The following is a 14,064-nucleotide window of genomic DNA, read 5'->3' as shown; positions in this document are numbered from 1 at the left end:
GGTCTGTTCCGGTGAGGCAGCTCGACCAGTAACCGCTTCGCGCCCCACCCCGCCACGCAGATAGCCTCATCCCCATGATCTTGAAGATGTCGTCCCTGTTCGTTCGGACCTTGCGTGACGACCCCGCCGACGCCGAGGTGCCGAGCCACCGGCTGCTCGTCCGCGCCGGCTACGTCCGTCGTGCCGCGCCGGGCATCTACACCTGGCTGCCGCTCGGCCTGCGGGTGCTGCGCAACGTCGAGGGCATCATCCGCGACGAGATGAACGAGATGGGCGCCCAGGAGCTGCAGTTCCCGGCGCTGCTGCCGCGCGAGCCCTACGAGGCGACCGGGCGGTGGACCGACTACGGCGACGGGATCTTCCGGCTCAAGGACCGCAAGGACGGTGACTACCTCCTCGGGCCGACCCACGAGGAGATGTTCACCCTCGTGGTGAAGGACATGTACTCGTCCTACAAGGACCTGCCGGTCTGGCTGTACCAGGTCCAGACCAAGTACCGCGACGAGGCGAGGCCGCGGGCCGGCATCCTGCGCGGGCGCGAGTTCGTGATGAAGGACTCCTACTCCTTCGACACCACCGACGCCGGCCTGGACGCCTCCTACGCCGCCCACCGTGCGGCCTACATCAAGACGTTCGACCGGCTCGGGTTCGACTACGTGATCGTGAAGGCGACCGCGGGCGCGATGGGCGGCTCGAAGTCCGAGGAGTTCCTGGCCAAGGCCGAGGTGGGCGAGGACACCTACGTCAGCTGCACGACCTGCGACTACGCCGCGAACGTCGAGGCCGTCGAAGTCCCCACCCCGCCCGCGATCGCGTACGACGACGCCCCGGCCGCGCACGCCGAGGCCACCCCCGGCACCCCCACCATCGACACCCTGGTCGACCACCTCAACGAGGCGTTCCCGCGGGCCGACCGCCCGTGGGCCGCCGGCGACACCCTGAAGAACGTCCTCGTCGTCCTCAAGCACCCCGACGGCACCCGGGAGCCGCTCGCGATCGGCCTGCCCGGCGATCGCGAGGTCGACCAGAAGCGCCTGGAGGGCCAGCTCGAGCCGATCGAGGTCGAGGCGATGGACGACGCCGAGCTCAGGAAGCACCCCGAGCTCGTCAAGGGGTACATCGGCCCCGCCGCGCTGGGGGAGAAGTCCGCCTCGGGCATCCGCTACCTCGTCGACGCCCGGGTCTCCGAGGGCACCCGCTGGGTGACCGGCGCGAACGTCGACGGCAGCCACGTGATCGACCTGGTCGCCGGTCGCGACTTCACCCCCGACGGCACCATCGAGGCCGCCGAGGTCCGGGACGGCGACGCCTGCCCGGTCTGCGCCGTCGAGGGCCGCGACGGGACCCTGGAGTCCGCCCGCGGGATCGAGATGGGCCACATCTTCCAGCTCGGCCGCAAGTACGCCGAGGCTCTGGATCTCAAGGTCCTCGACGAGAACGGCAAGCTGGTCGTCGTCACGATGGGCTCCTACGGCATCGGCGTCTCCCGCGCGGTGGCCGCGATCGCGGAGGGCAACAACGACGAGCTCGGCCTGGTCTGGCCGCGCGAGATCGCGCCCGCCGACGTGCACATCGTCGCCGCCGGCAAGGAGGACGGGATCTTCACGGCCGCCCAGGCCCTCGCCGACGAGCTGAGTGCCGCCGGCCTCGACGTGCTCTACGACGACCGGGCCGGCAAGGTCAGCCCCGGGGTGAAGTTCAAGGACGCCGAGCTGATCGGCGTCCCGACGATCGTCACCGTCGGGCGCGGGCTGGCCGACGGATCGGTGGAGGTCAAGGACCGGCGGAGCGGGGATCGGACCGAGATCGCCGTCGGCGAGGCCGCGTCGTACCTGATCGGGCTCGTCCGGGGCTGAGTCGACCCGCCGCGCCGGGCACCGCGAAACCCAGGTGCCGGGTGCGGGGTCGCGCCGGTAGGTTCGCGCGATGAGCACTCCTGGCATCGACGCCGTCCTCTTCGACTGGGGCGGCACCCTCACCGCCTGGCACGACATCGACTTCCACGCCGAGTCGCTGGCGCTGGCGCAGGCGGTCCGCCGTACCGAGTCACCCGACGACGACGTGCACGCCTACGCGGCCAAGCTGCACGCGGCCGGCAGCACGGTCTGGGGCTGGAGCCGGGACGAGCAGCGCAGCGCGACCGTGGAGGACCTGTTCGAGGTGGCCGGCCTCGGTCACGATCCCGAGCTGCTGACGGCGTACTACGAGTTCTGGGAGCCGCACACCCTCACCGACCCGCAGGTGGCACCGCTGTGGACCTCGTTGAAGGAGTCCGGGATCAAGATCGGCGTGCTCTCCAACACGCTCTGGCCGCGCGAGTGGCACCGGGGCTGGTTCCGTCGCGACGGGGTGCTCGACCTGATCGACGGCGACGTCTACACCAGCGAGATCGCGGTGACCAAGCCGTCGCCGGTGGCGTTCGAGCTGGCGATGGCGGCGGTCGGAGCCACCGACCCCGCCCGCTGCGTGTACGTCGGCGACCGGCTCTTCGACGACGTCTGGGGCGCGCAGAACGCCGGCCTCAAGGCGATCCACGTCCCGCACAGCGCGATTCCGGCCGAGCAGATCGGTCACACCGAGGGCGTGCCGGACGCGGTTGCCGTCGAGCTGGCTGACATCGCCGGGATTGTTGCGCGGTTGTGCAATGCATGAACACGACCCGGCGCGGTAGTTCCTTCCCGGTGCGGCACCGGACAAGATCAAGAAGCGGAGCCGGGGAACATCTCGGGGGTTCCTCGGAACTCCAAGTACCTGGTGGCCGACTCGGTGAGAGCGACAAGGGCCCATCGGCGTTCTGCGCCGGCGGTGTTCTCGACGAGTTGGCCATAGGTCTCCGCGATGCGGCGCTCCAATTGGAGCGCCGCATCGTTCAATTCCGAGGCGTTCGACATCGCCGGCGGCAGCTCGTAGGCAACCGCTGCCGCGACCGGTACGCCGCCCGCGGTCGTGATCGCCACGGTGAGGTGGTCCCGGTTCCTGCGGTGCGCCCGGTAGGCGGAGGTGAGCGCGGCGTACAGCACCGGCTGGCGGGACTGCGACGCCTGGGCGCCGAGGACGCCGGTGAGGTACACCGCCGCGTGCTCGGCCGCCAGCGTCGCCTGCAGCGCCTCCAGGGGCGTCATCGGGCCACCGGGGTGCGCTGGAGGAGGACGACCTGCTGGGCGAGTCCGGCGGACATGCTGCCGAGCAGTCGGGCGAACGGTCCGCTCCGGGCCTGGACGGCGAGGTCGACGAGCCCGACCTGGACGGCGGCGGCGTCCTTGCCGACCAGGGCCAGCGCGGCAGCGCGTCCGGCGGGGACCGGTCGCGGCGCCGTGGCGGGGGTCGTGTCGACGCCGTCGGGCACCGCCGCGACCAGCGCCTCCAGGTGCGCCCGGTAGAGGTCGGTGAGCCCCGAGAGTCGCTTGGTCAGCGCCGGGTGTGCCGCACGGGCGGCGTCCAGATTGGCCTGGTTGGTCCGTAGCCGACCGACGGCCGTGACCGCCGCCGCGACATCGGGAGCGAGGTTCCGGACGGCCTCCGCAGCCGGGGTGGTGGAGGTGTCGAACGGGTTGTTCAGCCCGCAGCCGGTCACCAGCGCGGCGGCCGCGCCTGCACCGAGCAGCAGGAACGCGCGCCGATCGGGGTGCGGGGGAGTCGGGCTCATCAGGCGCATCGTATCCAGCCGAGCGACACCGCTCGCGACGGTCGGCGGGTCAGGCCCGATGCCCTAGGCTTGCCCCACCACAACAACACAGCAGGAGGTCGCCCATGAGTTCTGGGAAAGCGCCGGACATCACCGACCGTCTGACTGCTGTGCTCAGCGCGCCGGTCGAGGCCCTCGGGCTCGACCTGGAAGCGGTGGAGCTCTCGAAGGCCGGCAAGCGCTCGGTCCTGCGGATCGCCGTCGACAAGGACGGCGGCGTCGACATGGACGACATCGCGGAAGCCACCAAGGCGGTCTCCGAGGTGGTGGACGACTCGCCGCTGCTGGGGGGCAACCCGTTCACCCTCGAGGTCACCTCGCCGGGGGTGGACCGGCCGCTCACGCTGCCGCGGCACTGGCGGCGCAACGTCACCCGGCTGGTGAAGGTCGCGCTGCACGAGGGCGAGCCGGTCGAGGGCCGGATCCTCGCCGCCGACGACGCCGGCGCGACCCTGGAGGTCGACGGCGACCGGACGACGATCGCGTACGACGCGGTCAGCAAGGCCAAGATCCAGATCGAATTCAAGAGGGAAGGCTGAGACGTGGACATCGACATGAGCATCCTGCGGATGCTCGAGCGCGAGAAGGAGATCTCCTTCGAGGTACTGGTGGAGGCGATCGAGCAGGCTCTGCTGACGGCGTACCACAAGTCGCCGGGGGCGCTCGAGCACGCGCGGGTCCAGCTCGACCGCAAGAGCGGCCACGTCGTCGTCTTCGCCCAGGAGACCGACGAGGACGGCACGCTCGTCGGCGACGAGTTCGACGACACGCCCGCGGACTTCGGCCGGATCGCCGCGACCACCGCGAAGCAGATCATGCTGCAGCGGCTGCGCGACGCCGAGGACGAGATCCGGTTCGGGGAGTTCCTCGGCAAGGAGGGCGACATCGTCTCCGGGCTGATCCAGCAGGGCCGGGACCCCAACGACGTGATGGTCGACCTCGGCAAGCTGGAGGCGCTGCTGCCCTCGGGCGAGCAGGTCCCCGGCGAGGACTACTCGCACGGCACCCGGATCAAGGCCCTGGTGGTCAGTGTCCGCAAGGGCATGCGCGGCCCCCAGGTGATGCTGTCGCGCACGCACCCGAACCTGGTCAAGAAGCTCTTCTCGCTGGAGGTCCCCGAGATCTCCGACGGGACCGTCGAGATCATGGCGATCGCCCGCGAGGCCGGTCACCGCACCAAGATCGCGGTCCGTACCGAGGTCGACGGGGTCAACGCGAAGGGTTCCTGCATCGGGCCGATGGGCCAGCGGGTGCGGAGCGTGATGGCCGAGCTGCACGGCGAGAAGATCGACATCGTGGACTGGAGCGACGACCCGGCGGAGATGGTCGCGAACGCGCTCAGCCCGGCCCGGGTCAGCAGCGTCACGGTGGTCGACGAGGCCACCCGGTCGGCGCGGGTGGTCGTCCCGGACTTCCAGCTGTCGCTGGCGATCGGCAAGGAAGGCCAGAACGCGCGGCTCGCGGCGCGGCTGACCGGCTGGCGGATCGACATCCGGAGCGACGAGGCCGCGGACGGCTGACGCGGCGCGCGGGCGGGAACCGGTTCGGAGTTCGGACCGGGAGCGGCTAGACTCTCCGCTGGTGACCCCGCACGACGCCGTACGCCTGCCCGGACCTGTCCGGACGTGCATCGGATGTCGCGAACGGGCCGCCAAGCGTGAGTTGCTGCGAGTCGTCGCAGGCGAGGGGACCGTGGTCCCTGATCCGGGCGGTTCGGCGCCGGGCCGAGGTGCGCACCTGCATCCGACCCTGGCGTGTTTCGAACTCGCCGAGCGAAAGCGTGCTTTCGCCCGGGCCCTGCGGCAGAAGTCCGCTGGATCCGGGGGTGCGCTCGACCTGGACGACCTGAAGCAGTACCTCACGACAACCCTGACCGAATCAGCACCGAGATGAAACTGGAGCATCAGCTCATGAGCCTGCGATGAGAACTTCGCGATGAGCGTGCACATCAACTAGCGGTCCGCAGACCCCGGTTTCAACCCGGGCTCGGACCAGGAGGAACAAGAGTGTCCAAGGTCCGAGTCCATGAGCTCGCAAAGGAATACGGCGTCACCAGCAAGGACGTGCTGGGGATGCTCAGCGAGCTCGGTGAGTTCGTCAAGGCAGCTTCGTCGACGGTGGAGCCTCCCGTCGTCAAGCGCTTCCAAGACAAGTACGGCGCCGAGCTGACCGCCAAGGCGGAAGCCGCGGCGGCCAAGAAGGCTGCCAAGAAGGCCCCCGCCAAGAAGGCTGCCGCCAAGGCCGCCGAGACGGACGCCGAGTCCGCCGAGCCGACCGCCGTGGTCGCCGACGAGGCGCCCGCCGAGGCCGAGGCCGCACCGGCCGCCGCCAAGGCAGCCCCCCGTCCGGGTCCGCGTGCGGCGAAGGTCGACGAGGTCGTCGAGCCGGAGCCCGTCGCGGTCGCCGAGCCGGTGGCCGAGGTCGCCCCGGCTGAGACTCCGGTCGCCGAGCCGCCCGCGGACGAGCCGCCGGCCGCTGCCGGTCCGCGTCCGGGCGCCCGCCCGGGTGCCCCGCGCCCCGGCAACAACCCGTTCTCCTCGACCCAGGGCATGGGCCGCCGACCGGCAGCTCCGGCTCCGCGCGACGGTGCGGCGCCGGGTGCGCCGGCCGCCGCCGGCGCCCCCGAGGCCCGTCCCGGCATGCCGCGCCCGAACCCGGCGATGATGCCCAAGTCCCCGGCCGCCTTCGGTGGCGGCCCCGGCGGTGCGCGTCCGCGTCCCGGCGGTCCTGGTGCCCCCGGCGGCCGTGGCCCCGGTGGCCCCGGTGCCGGTCGCGGTGGTCCGGGCGCTCGTCCCGGTGCGGGTGCGCCCGGCCGCGGCGGCTTCGGCGGCGGTCCCGGCGGAGCCCCCGGTGGTGGCCCCGGCGGCGGCCCCGGCGGACGTCCCGGCGGCGGTGGCCGTCCCGGTCAGCGCGGCAGCACCCAGGGTGCCTTCGGTCGTCCCGGCGGCCCGTCGCGCCGCGGTCGCAAGTCGAAGCGCGCGCGTCGTCAAGAGTTCGAGCAGATGGAAGCGCCCACGATCGGCGGCATCCGCGTCCGCAAGGGCAACGGCGAGACCGTGCGTCTCGCCCGCGGTTCCTCGCTGACGGACTTCGCCGAGAAGGTCGGCGTCGACCCGGCCTCGCTGGTGCAGATGCTCTTCTCGCTCGGCGAGATGGTCACCGCGACCGAGTCGGTCAACGACGAGACGCTGGAGCTGCTCGGTGAGGAGCTCAACTACGTCCTGGAGATCGTGTCCCCCGAGGACGAGGACCGCGAGCTGCTCGAGTCCTTCGACCTGGAGTTCGGCGCCGACGAGGGCGACGAGGACGACCTGGCCCACCGCCCGCCGGTCGTGACCGTGATGGGTCACGTCGACCACGGTAAGACCAAGCTCCTCGACGCGCTCCGCAACGCGAACGTCGTCGACAAGGAGGCCGGTGGCATCACCCAGCACATCGGTGCGTACCAGGTGCACGCCGAGGTCGACGGTGCCGACCGCCGGATCACCTTCATCGACACCCCCGGTCACGAGGCCTTCACGGCCATGCGTGCCCGTGGTGCCCAGGCGACCGACATCGCGATCCTCGTCGTCGCCGCCGACGACGGCGTGATGCCGCAGACGGTGGAGGCGTTGAACCACGCCAAGGCCGCCGGCGTCCCGATCGTGGTCGCGGTGAACAAGATCGACAAGCCGGACGCCGACCCGACCAAGGTCCGCGGACAGCTCACCGAGTACGGCCTGGTGCCCGAGGAGTACGGCGGCGAGGCGATGTTCGTCGACGTCTCGGCCAAGGCCAACCTCAACCTCGACAAGCTGCTCGAGGCCGTGGTCCTGACCGCGGACGCCTCGCTCGACCTGCGGGCCAACCCGAACCAGGACGCGCAGGGTCTGGTCGTCGAAGCCCACCTCGACCGCGGTCGCGGTCCGGTGGCGACGATCCTGGTCCAGCGCGGAACGCTCCGGGTCGGCGACTCGCTCGTGGCGGGTCCGGCGTACGGGCGGGTCCGGGCGATGCTCGACGAGCACGGCGAGAGCATCGAGGAAGCCGACCCGTCGCGCCCCGCGATGGTGCTGGGTCTCTCCGGGGTCCCCGGAGCCGGCCAGAACTTCATCGTGGTCGAGGACGACCGGATGGCCCGTCAGATCGCCGAGAAGCGGGAGGCGCGCGAGCGTGCCGCCATGCAGGCCAAGCGTCGCGTGCGCCGCAGCCTCGAGGACTTCATGGCGTCCATGGAGAAGGGCGAGAGCCAGGAGCTCAACCTCATCCTCAAGGGTGACGTGTCCGGTTCCGTCGAGGCGCTCGAGGACGCCCTCGCGGGCATCGACGTCGGCGACGAGGTCAGCCTGCGGGTGATCGACCGCGGTGTCGGTGCGATCACCGAGACCAACGTGGACCTCGCCGCCGCCTCCGACGCGATCATCATCGGCTTCAACGTCCGGCCCCAGGGCAAGGCGAGCCAGATGGCCGACAAGGAAGGTGTCGAGATCCGCTACTACTCGGTCATCTACCAGGCGATCGAGGAGATCGAGGCAGCGCTCAAGGGCATGCTCAAGCCGGAGTTCGAGGAGTCGGTCCTGGGCCAGGCGGAGATCCGGGCGATCTTCCGCAGCTCCAAGATCGGCAACATCGCCGGCTGCATGGTCACCAGCGGCCTGATCCGCCGCAACGCCAAGGTGCGGGTGATCCGCGACGGTGCCGTCATCGTCGAGACCGCCGACCTGGCCTCGCTCAAGCGCGAGAAGGACGACGCCTCCGAGGTCCGCGAGGGCTTCGAGTGCGGTCTCGTCGTCAAGGGCTTCAACGACGTCAAGGAAGGCGACGTCATCGAGGCCTACGAGATGCGCGAGATTCCTCGGAGCTGACGCTGAGGCCGCGAGCTCGGGCTCGCGGCGCTGCGGCAGCGTTCGAGGGGACAGACGAGGGAGATTCACGATGGCAAGTCCACGCGTCCGGAAGGTCGCCGACCGGATCAAGGTGATCGTCGCCGAGATGCTCGAGCGACGGATCAAGGATCCGCGGCTCGGGTTCGTCACGGTGACCGACGTCCGGGTCACCGGGGACACCCAGCAGGCGTCGATCTTCTACACGGTGCTCTCCCTGGGGGGAGAGCAGAGCGCCGAGGACCTCGCCGGGACCGCGGCCGCGCTGGAGTCGGCCAAGGGCATGATCCGCTCCGAGGTCGCCAAGCAGCTCGGGATGCGGCACTCGCCGGCGATCGAGTTCTTCCACGACGCGCTGCCGGAGTCGGCACGCGCGATCGACGACCTGCTGGACCGGGCGCGCGCCTCCGACGAGGCCGTCGCCGCGGTCCGCACCGGCGCGACCTACGCCGGCGAGGCCGACCCGTACAAGAAGCCCCGGGTCGCCGACGACGAGCCGGCCGACGACGAGGACGTCGAGGACGCGTGACCGGGACGACGATTCCCGGCAACGGGCTGGTCGTCGTGGACAAGCCCGCCGGCATCACCTCGCACGACGTGGTCGCCCGGGTACGACGACTGGCCGGCACCCGCAAGGTCGGCCACGCCGGCACCCTGGACCCGATGGCCACCGGCGTGCTCGTGGTCGGGATCAACCGGGCCACCCGGTTGCTCGGTCACCTGCTGCTCACCGACAAGGCGTACGACGCGGTGGTCCGCCTGGGGGCGAGCACCAGCACCGACGACGCCGAGGGCGAGACGATCGCGTCGGCCCCGGCCGGCGAGGTCCCCGAGGACGCGATCCGGGCCGGTCTGGCGGCGATGGTCGGCGAGATCGACCAGGTGCCCTCGGCTGTCTCCGCGATCAAGATCGACGGCAAGCGCGCCTACGAACGGGTCAGGGCCGGCGAGGACGTCCGGATCGCCGCACGCCGGGTCCGGATCGACGCGATCGAGGTCACCGGCATCGAGCGGACCGACGACCACGTCGACGTGGCGATCTCGGTGCGGTGCTCCAGCGGCACCTACATCCGGGCGATCGCCCGCGACCTGGGCGAGGCGCTCGGGGTCGGCGGGCACCTCACGGTGCTGCGCCGGACCGCGGTCGGCGAGTTCGGCCTCGATGACGCCCGGACCCTGGACCAGCTCGCCGACGAGCTCGCCGTGGTCGACATCGCCGATGCCGCCCGGGCCAGCTTCCCGGCGTACGAGCTGGACGACGTGCAGGCGGCGATGGTGCGGGTCGGCAAGAAGCTCCCGATCGACCTGCCCAGCGCCGGTCCGGTCGCGGTGTTCGCGCCGGGCGGCGAGTTCCTGGCGCTGTACGAGCGCGCCGGAACCGGTCCGGGCGACCTGGCGCGTCCGATCGCGGTGTTCGTGTGAGCGCCGAGCAGATCTTCCACGTAGCGCTGGTCTCGGACTGGGAGGCCGCCGTCGCTGCCGGTGACTACCGGGTCTCCAGCCTGGGCGTGACGCTGGAGCAGGAGGGGTTCCTGCACGCCTCCCGGGCCGACCAGTGGGAGGGCGTGCTGCAGCGGTACTACGCCGACGTCACCGAGCCGCTGGTGCTGCTGGTGATCGATCCCGCCCGGCTGACCGCGCCGATGGTGGTGGAGGCGGTCGGCCAGGACACCTACCCGCACATCTACGGGCCCCTCAACGTCGACGCCGTCGTCGAGACGCGTCCCCTCGACCGGTAGCACCCCGGGCGCCGTGGTGACGCCGCCCGGCAGCCACGGGTGGGTCACGAGCAGGGGCAGACTCTCGGTAACCTCTGCTCATGCGTGTGTGGCGTTCCCTTGACCAGGTGCCGGCCGACCTCGGCAGGTCCATCGTCGTCATCGGCAACTTCGACGGCGTGCACCTCGGTCACCAGCACGTGATCGGCCGGGCGCACGAGATCGCCGAGGAGGCGGGCGTCCCGTTGGTCGCGGTCACCTTCGACCCGCACCCGATGGCGGTGCTGCGGCCCGATCACGCCCCGCTGACGCTGACCGACATCGAGACCCGGTGCGCCCTGCTGCACGCGGCCGGCGCCGATGACGTGCTGGTGATCCCGTTCAGCCGCGCGATCGCGGACTGGACCCCCGAGGAGTTCATCGTCCGGGTCGTGGTCGACGCGCTGCACGCCCGGACCGTCGTGGTCGGCGCCAACTTCCGCTTCGGCAACCGGGCGGCCGGCGACGTGAGCACGCTGACCGCCTCGGGGAAGGAGCACGACTTCACCGTCGAGGGGATCGTCCTGGACGGCGGCCCGCAGGTCTGGTCCTCGACGTACGTCCGCACCTGCCTGCTCGCCGGTGACGTCGAGGGTGCCGCCGAGGCGCTCGGCCGCCCGTACTCCGTCGCCGGCGTGGTGGTCCAGGGGGACCAGCGCGGACGCGAGCTCGGCTTCCCGACCGCGAACGTGCCGACCCACGGCATCGCCGCCCCGGCCGACGGGGTCTACGCCGGCTGGCTGCGCCGCCTGGACGAGCCGGGCTCGGAGCCGTTCCCGGCGGCGATCTCGGTCGGCACCAACCCGACCTTCGACGGGGAGCGGGAGCGCCGGGTCGAGGCGTACGTGCTCGACCGCACCGACCTCGCCCTGTACGGCGTCCCGGTCGAGATCTCCTTCGTCGCCCGGATCCGCGGCATGGTGGCGTTCGAGGGAATCGACGCACTGGTGGAGACGATGAAGGGCGACGTCGTGAAGACCCGGGAGATCCTGGGCGTGACCGGCGGATGATCGCTCCGGTGGTTCTCGGCCTGCGGGCCGTGGTCGCGGCGTTCAGCTTCCTCACCGTCCTCCCGTTCGGCCGGCTGGTCGCGCTAGACGGCAAGGACGTCGCCCGGGGATCGGTGCTGTTCCCGCTCGTCGGCGGCGCGATCGGCGCGCTGACCGGGGGAGCGGCCTGGATCCTCGGCGACCACCTGCCGCCGATGCTCGCCGCCGTCCTGGCAGTGGCGATCGGTGCCGCCGTCACCGGTGCGCTGCACCTGGACGGGCTGGCCGACTGCGCCGACGGCTTCGGCGCCCGGACGCCGGAGGACCGGCTCCGGGTGATGCGCGACCACACCAACGGCACCTACGGCGGTACGGCGCTGCTGCTCGACCTGCTGATCCGGGTGGCGGCGCTGAGCGCGCTGGCCGGCTCGAAGGAGGCGCTCTGGATCTCGGTGGCGGCGGGAGCGCTCTCCCGAGCCGCCGGACCGGTGCTCGCCGCGCGCCTGCCGTACGCCGCGGACCGTCCCGGAGCCGGTGAGGCGCTGAACGCGAATCCCAGCTTCGTCCGCGCGATCGCCGCGGTCTTCCTCGCCCTGGTGATCCTCTCGCTCAGCCTCTGGGCGGCAGGGCTGAACGGTTCCGACGGTCCGGCCGGCTTCACCCCGGCGCTGATCGCCGCGGTCGTCGTGGTCCTCCTGGTGGGCTGGACCGCGAAGCGCCGCCTCGGCGGGGTTACCGGCGACGTGATGGGGGCGTGCTCGGAGCTGGTCGAGCTCGCCGTGCTGGTCGCGCTGGTCGCGACGATCTCCTAGCGGCGTCTCGACGCACCCGGGGCCGCCGTACGCGGGGGTGGACCGGGGTTCCGCCTTCCTGGCGTCTGTCGGATCAGACCCGCAACCAGGCCAGCACCGCGCGGACCCGGCGGTTGTCGTCGATGTCGATCGGCAGGTCGAGCTTGGTGAAGATGCTGTTGGTGTGCTTCGCGACTGCCTTCTCGGTGACAAAGAGCGCGGTCGCGATCGCGGCGTTCGACCGCCCCTCCGCCATCAGCGAGAGCACCTCGGCCTCGCGGGCGGTGAGCCGGTCCACCGGCTCCTCGGGGCGCCGGGCCATGATCGAGGCGATCACCTCGGGGTCGATCACGGTCCCGCCGCCGATCACCCGGCGCAGCCCGTCGAGGAACTCGGCGACGTCGGAGACCCGGTCCTTGAGCAGGTAGCCGATCGCGCCGTCGCCGCTGGCGAGCAGCTCGCGGGCGTAGAGGTGCTCGACGTACTGGGAGAGCACCATCACCGGGAACCCGGGCCGCTGCCGCCGTACCTCCACCGCCGCGCGCAGTCCCTCGTCGGTGAACGACGGGTGCAGCCGGACGTCGAGCACCGCGGCGTCCACGGCCGGGTCGGCCAGCGCCTGCTCGAGCTCGGGGGCGTTGTCGACGGAGGCGACCACGCTGAAACCACCGGCCTCGAGGATCCGGATCAGCCCTTCGGCGAGGAGGGCGTGGTCTTCGGCGAGGACAAGGCGCACGGAACCTCCAGCGTGATCAGGGTGGGTCCCCGTTCGGGACTCGACACCCTCATCGTGCCGTCAAACGCCGACAACCGCCGCATCACCCCCGTCATCCCCGTGCCGCGAGCGGGATCCGCGCCGCCGGCGCCGTCGTCACCGACCTTCGCGGTGAGCACGCCGTCGGCGTGCCGCAGGTCGACCCAGGCGCGCTGGGCGCCGGAGTGCTTGCCGACGTTGGCCAGGCACTCCGCCACCGCGAAGTACATCGCCGACTCGACCGGGGCGGGCGGACGTCCCGGGAGGTACTGCATCACCGTCACCGGGATCGGCATGTCCAGGGCCAGCGCCTCGACGGCTCCGCCGATGCCGCGGTCGGCGAGGACCGGGGGATGGATCCCGCGGACCACCGAGCGCAGGTCGCCGAGGGCGCCGCTGGTCGCGGCCCGGGCGTCGGAGACCAGTTGCTGGGCCCGCTCGGGGTCGGTCTCGAAGAGGCTCTCGGCCAGGCCGAGGCTCATCCCGACCGCGACCAGCCGGGCCTGGGCGCCGTCGTGCAGGTCGCGCTCGATTCGGCGCATCTCGGCGGCGGAGTGGTCGATCGAGGAGGCCCGGGTCTCGGTGAGCACCTGGACCCGCTGCTCCAGGCGGTCGGTGGTGCCGTAGCTGAGCAGCGCCCGATCCAGCCGGGCACGGGCCCGCATGATCGGCTCCGCGCCGTACCACCAGAGCGCGCCGGTGACGATCACGACGAGCAGCAGGAAGGTGAGCAGCGAGAGCACGAAGCCCGCGGTGAGCGAGACCAGCATCCAGGCCAGGTCGCGCCAGGTCATCGGGTCGAGCGCGTAGATCGCGATCCGGTTCGGCAGGTGCGTCCCCTCGGGCACCGGCCGGTAGTCGGCCGGCACCGGCGTGCCCAGGATGGCGGCGGCCAGGTTCCGGTGCCGGGTGGCGATCCAGCGGCTCGCCGGGACGAACAGGAACAGCACCGGCAGCCCGACCCAGGCGATCGAGAGCACGCCGCCGACCACGCTGAGCACGAAGAAGAGCAGGGTCGGCAGCACCATCAGCAGGTGCGCGCCGGCGTACAGGGTCAGCTTGAAGCGTCCCGGGGGAGCCCAGGGAACAGCGCCGGGGGCGTCGGCGACGACCTCGTCCGCCGACGTTCCGATCTCCAGCGTGGGCTCGTCGTCCATGACACCCATTCTGGCCGACGACGCCGATTCGGACAGGGGTGCTGGGTCTACCTCGACTGGGGTGATGAC

The 14,064-nt window shown here is 71.6% G+C and carries 15 protein-coding genes; 11 read left to right on the top strand and 4 right to left on the bottom strand.

Annotated features, from left to right (window positions below; genetic code table 11):
• Nucleotides 1-74: 74 nt before the first annotated feature.
• Entirely contained in the window at nt 75-1,856 is a 1,782-nt protein-coding gene (locus tag EFK50_RS03775) for a proline--tRNA ligase (RefSeq protein ID WP_123226204.1), read from the top strand.
• Nucleotides 1,857-1,926: 70 nt separating this feature from the next.
• Entirely contained in the window at nt 1,927-2,652 is a 726-nt protein-coding gene (locus EFK50_RS03770) for an HAD family hydrolase (RefSeq protein WP_123226203.1), read from the top strand.
• A 47-nt stretch (nt 2,653-2,699) separates the two neighbouring features.
• Here the strand turns inward: EFK50_RS03770 and EFK50_RS03765 are convergent, their stop codons facing one another.
• Both EFK50_RS03765 and EFK50_RS03760 read right to left on the bottom strand, forming a co-directional pair.
• Nucleotides 2,700-3,122 carry a ferritin-like domain-containing protein gene (locus tag EFK50_RS03765; protein ID WP_123226202.1) on the bottom strand — a complete coding sequence of 141 codons (423 nt, stop codon included), beginning with the start codon at nt 3,120-3,122 and terminating at the stop codon, nt 2,700-2,702.
• Nucleotides 3,119-3,646: a hypothetical protein gene (locus EFK50_RS03760; RefSeq protein WP_123226201.1), complete on the bottom strand. Its 528-nt coding sequence runs from the start codon at nt 3,644-3,646 to the stop codon at nt 3,119-3,121. The genes EFK50_RS03765 and EFK50_RS03760 overlap by 4 nt, the downstream gene beginning before the upstream one ends.
• A gap of 104 nt (nt 3,647-3,750) precedes the next feature.
• Between EFK50_RS03760 and rimP the strand changes: the two genes are divergently transcribed.
• The 9 genes from rimP to cobS all read left to right on the top strand — a co-directional run bounded on the left by rimP (nt 3,751) and on the right by cobS (nt 12,105).
• The gene (gene rimP, locus EFK50_RS03755; RefSeq protein WP_123226200.1) at nt 3,751-4,224 is read left to right on the top strand and encodes a ribosome maturation factor RimP; all 474 of its coding nucleotides are present in this window, start codon (nt 3,751-3,753) and stop codon (nt 4,222-4,224) included.
• Between the two features lie 3 nt (nt 4,225-4,227).
• Nucleotides 4,228-5,205, top strand: a complete 978-nt coding sequence (nusA, locus tag EFK50_RS03750) for a transcription termination factor NusA (protein ID WP_123226199.1) — start codon at nt 4,228-4,230, stop codon at nt 5,203-5,205.
• 61 nt (nt 5,206-5,266) lie between these two features.
• Nucleotides 5,267-5,578 (top strand): YlxR family protein, encoded by a 312-nt coding sequence (locus EFK50_RS03745; RefSeq protein ID WP_123226198.1) that lies wholly within the window; start codon nt 5,267-5,269, stop codon nt 5,576-5,578.
• Between the two features lie 113 nt (nt 5,579-5,691).
• Nucleotides 5,692-8,529 carry a translation initiation factor IF-2 gene (gene infB, locus EFK50_RS03740; RefSeq protein WP_123226197.1) on the top strand — a complete coding sequence of 946 codons (2,838 nt, stop codon included), beginning with the start codon at nt 5,692-5,694 and terminating at the stop codon, nt 8,527-8,529.
• 70 nt (nt 8,530-8,599) lie between these two features.
• Nucleotides 8,600-9,076, top strand: coding sequence for a 30S ribosome-binding factor RbfA (rbfA, locus tag EFK50_RS03735; RefSeq protein WP_123226196.1), 477 nt, complete (start codon nt 8,600-8,602; stop codon nt 9,074-9,076).
• Nucleotides 9,073-9,969: a tRNA pseudouridine(55) synthase TruB gene (gene truB / locus EFK50_RS03730; protein WP_246004021.1), complete on the top strand. Its 897-nt coding sequence runs from the start codon at nt 9,073-9,075 to the stop codon at nt 9,967-9,969. The genes rbfA and truB overlap by 4 nt, the downstream gene beginning before the upstream one ends.
• Nucleotides 9,966-10,286 (top strand): DUF952 domain-containing protein, encoded by a 321-nt coding sequence (locus EFK50_RS03725; RefSeq protein WP_183407678.1) that lies wholly within the window; start codon nt 9,966-9,968, stop codon nt 10,284-10,286. Before truB ends, EFK50_RS03725 begins: the two co-directional genes overlap by 4 nt.
• Before the next feature lie 80 nt (nt 10,287-10,366).
• Nucleotides 10,367-11,314 (top strand): bifunctional riboflavin kinase/FAD synthetase, encoded by a 948-nt coding sequence (locus EFK50_RS03720; protein ID WP_123226195.1) that lies wholly within the window; start codon nt 10,367-10,369, stop codon nt 11,312-11,314.
• A gap of 8 nt (nt 11,315-11,322) precedes the next feature.
• Nucleotides 11,323-12,105 (top strand): adenosylcobinamide-GDP ribazoletransferase, encoded by a 783-nt coding sequence (cobS, locus tag EFK50_RS03715; RefSeq protein WP_221177257.1) that lies wholly within the window; start codon nt 11,323-11,325, stop codon nt 12,103-12,105.
• Between the two features lie 73 nt (nt 12,106-12,178).
• On the opposite strand, the gene EFK50_RS03710 is transcribed toward cobS, so the two are convergent.
• The gene (locus EFK50_RS03710; protein ID WP_123226193.1) at nt 12,179-12,820 is read right to left on the bottom strand and encodes a LuxR C-terminal-related transcriptional regulator; all 642 of its coding nucleotides are present in this window, start codon (nt 12,818-12,820) and stop codon (nt 12,179-12,181) included.
• Nucleotides 12,772-13,995 (bottom strand): sensor histidine kinase, encoded by a 1,224-nt coding sequence (locus EFK50_RS03705; RefSeq protein WP_123226192.1) that lies wholly within the window; start codon nt 13,993-13,995, stop codon nt 12,772-12,774. Before EFK50_RS03705 ends, EFK50_RS03710 begins: the two co-directional genes overlap by 49 nt.
• Nucleotides 13,996-14,064: the final 69 nt, after the last annotated feature.

It is taken from the genome of Nocardioides marmoriginsengisoli, from assembly GCF_003725695.1.
Lineage (GTDB): Bacteria > Actinomycetota > Actinomycetes > Propionibacteriales > Nocardioidaceae > Marmoricola > Marmoricola marmoriginsengisoli.
This window is presented reverse-complemented; position numbering and strand designations above follow the sequence as displayed.

Coding starts and splice junctions, on each gene's coding strand:
- EFK50_RS03770 (WP_123226203.1), top strand. CDS start 1,927: ATGAGCACTCCTGGCATCGACGCCGTCCTCTTCGACTGGGGCGGCACC.
- rbfA (WP_123226196.1), top strand. CDS start 8,600: ATGGCAAGTCCACGCGTCCGGAAGGTCGCCGACCGGATCAAGGTGATC.
- EFK50_RS03720 (WP_123226195.1), top strand. CDS start 10,367: ATGCGTGTGTGGCGTTCCCTTGACCAGGTGCCGGCCGACCTCGGCAGG.
- EFK50_RS03765 (WP_123226202.1), bottom strand. CDS start 3,122: ATGACGCCCCTGGAGGCGCTGCAGGCGACGCTGGCGGCCGAGCACGCG.
- EFK50_RS03705 (WP_123226192.1), bottom strand. CDS start 13,995: ATGGACGACGAGCCCACGCTGGAGATCGGAACGTCGGCGGACGAGGTC.
- EFK50_RS03760 (WP_123226201.1), bottom strand. CDS start 3,646: ATGAGCCCGACTCCCCCGCACCCCGATCGGCGCGCGTTCCTGCTGCTC.
- EFK50_RS03775 (WP_123226204.1), top strand. CDS start 75: ATGATCTTGAAGATGTCGTCCCTGTTCGTTCGGACCTTGCGTGACGAC.
- rimP (WP_123226200.1), top strand. CDS start 3,751: ATGAGTTCTGGGAAAGCGCCGGACATCACCGACCGTCTGACTGCTGTG.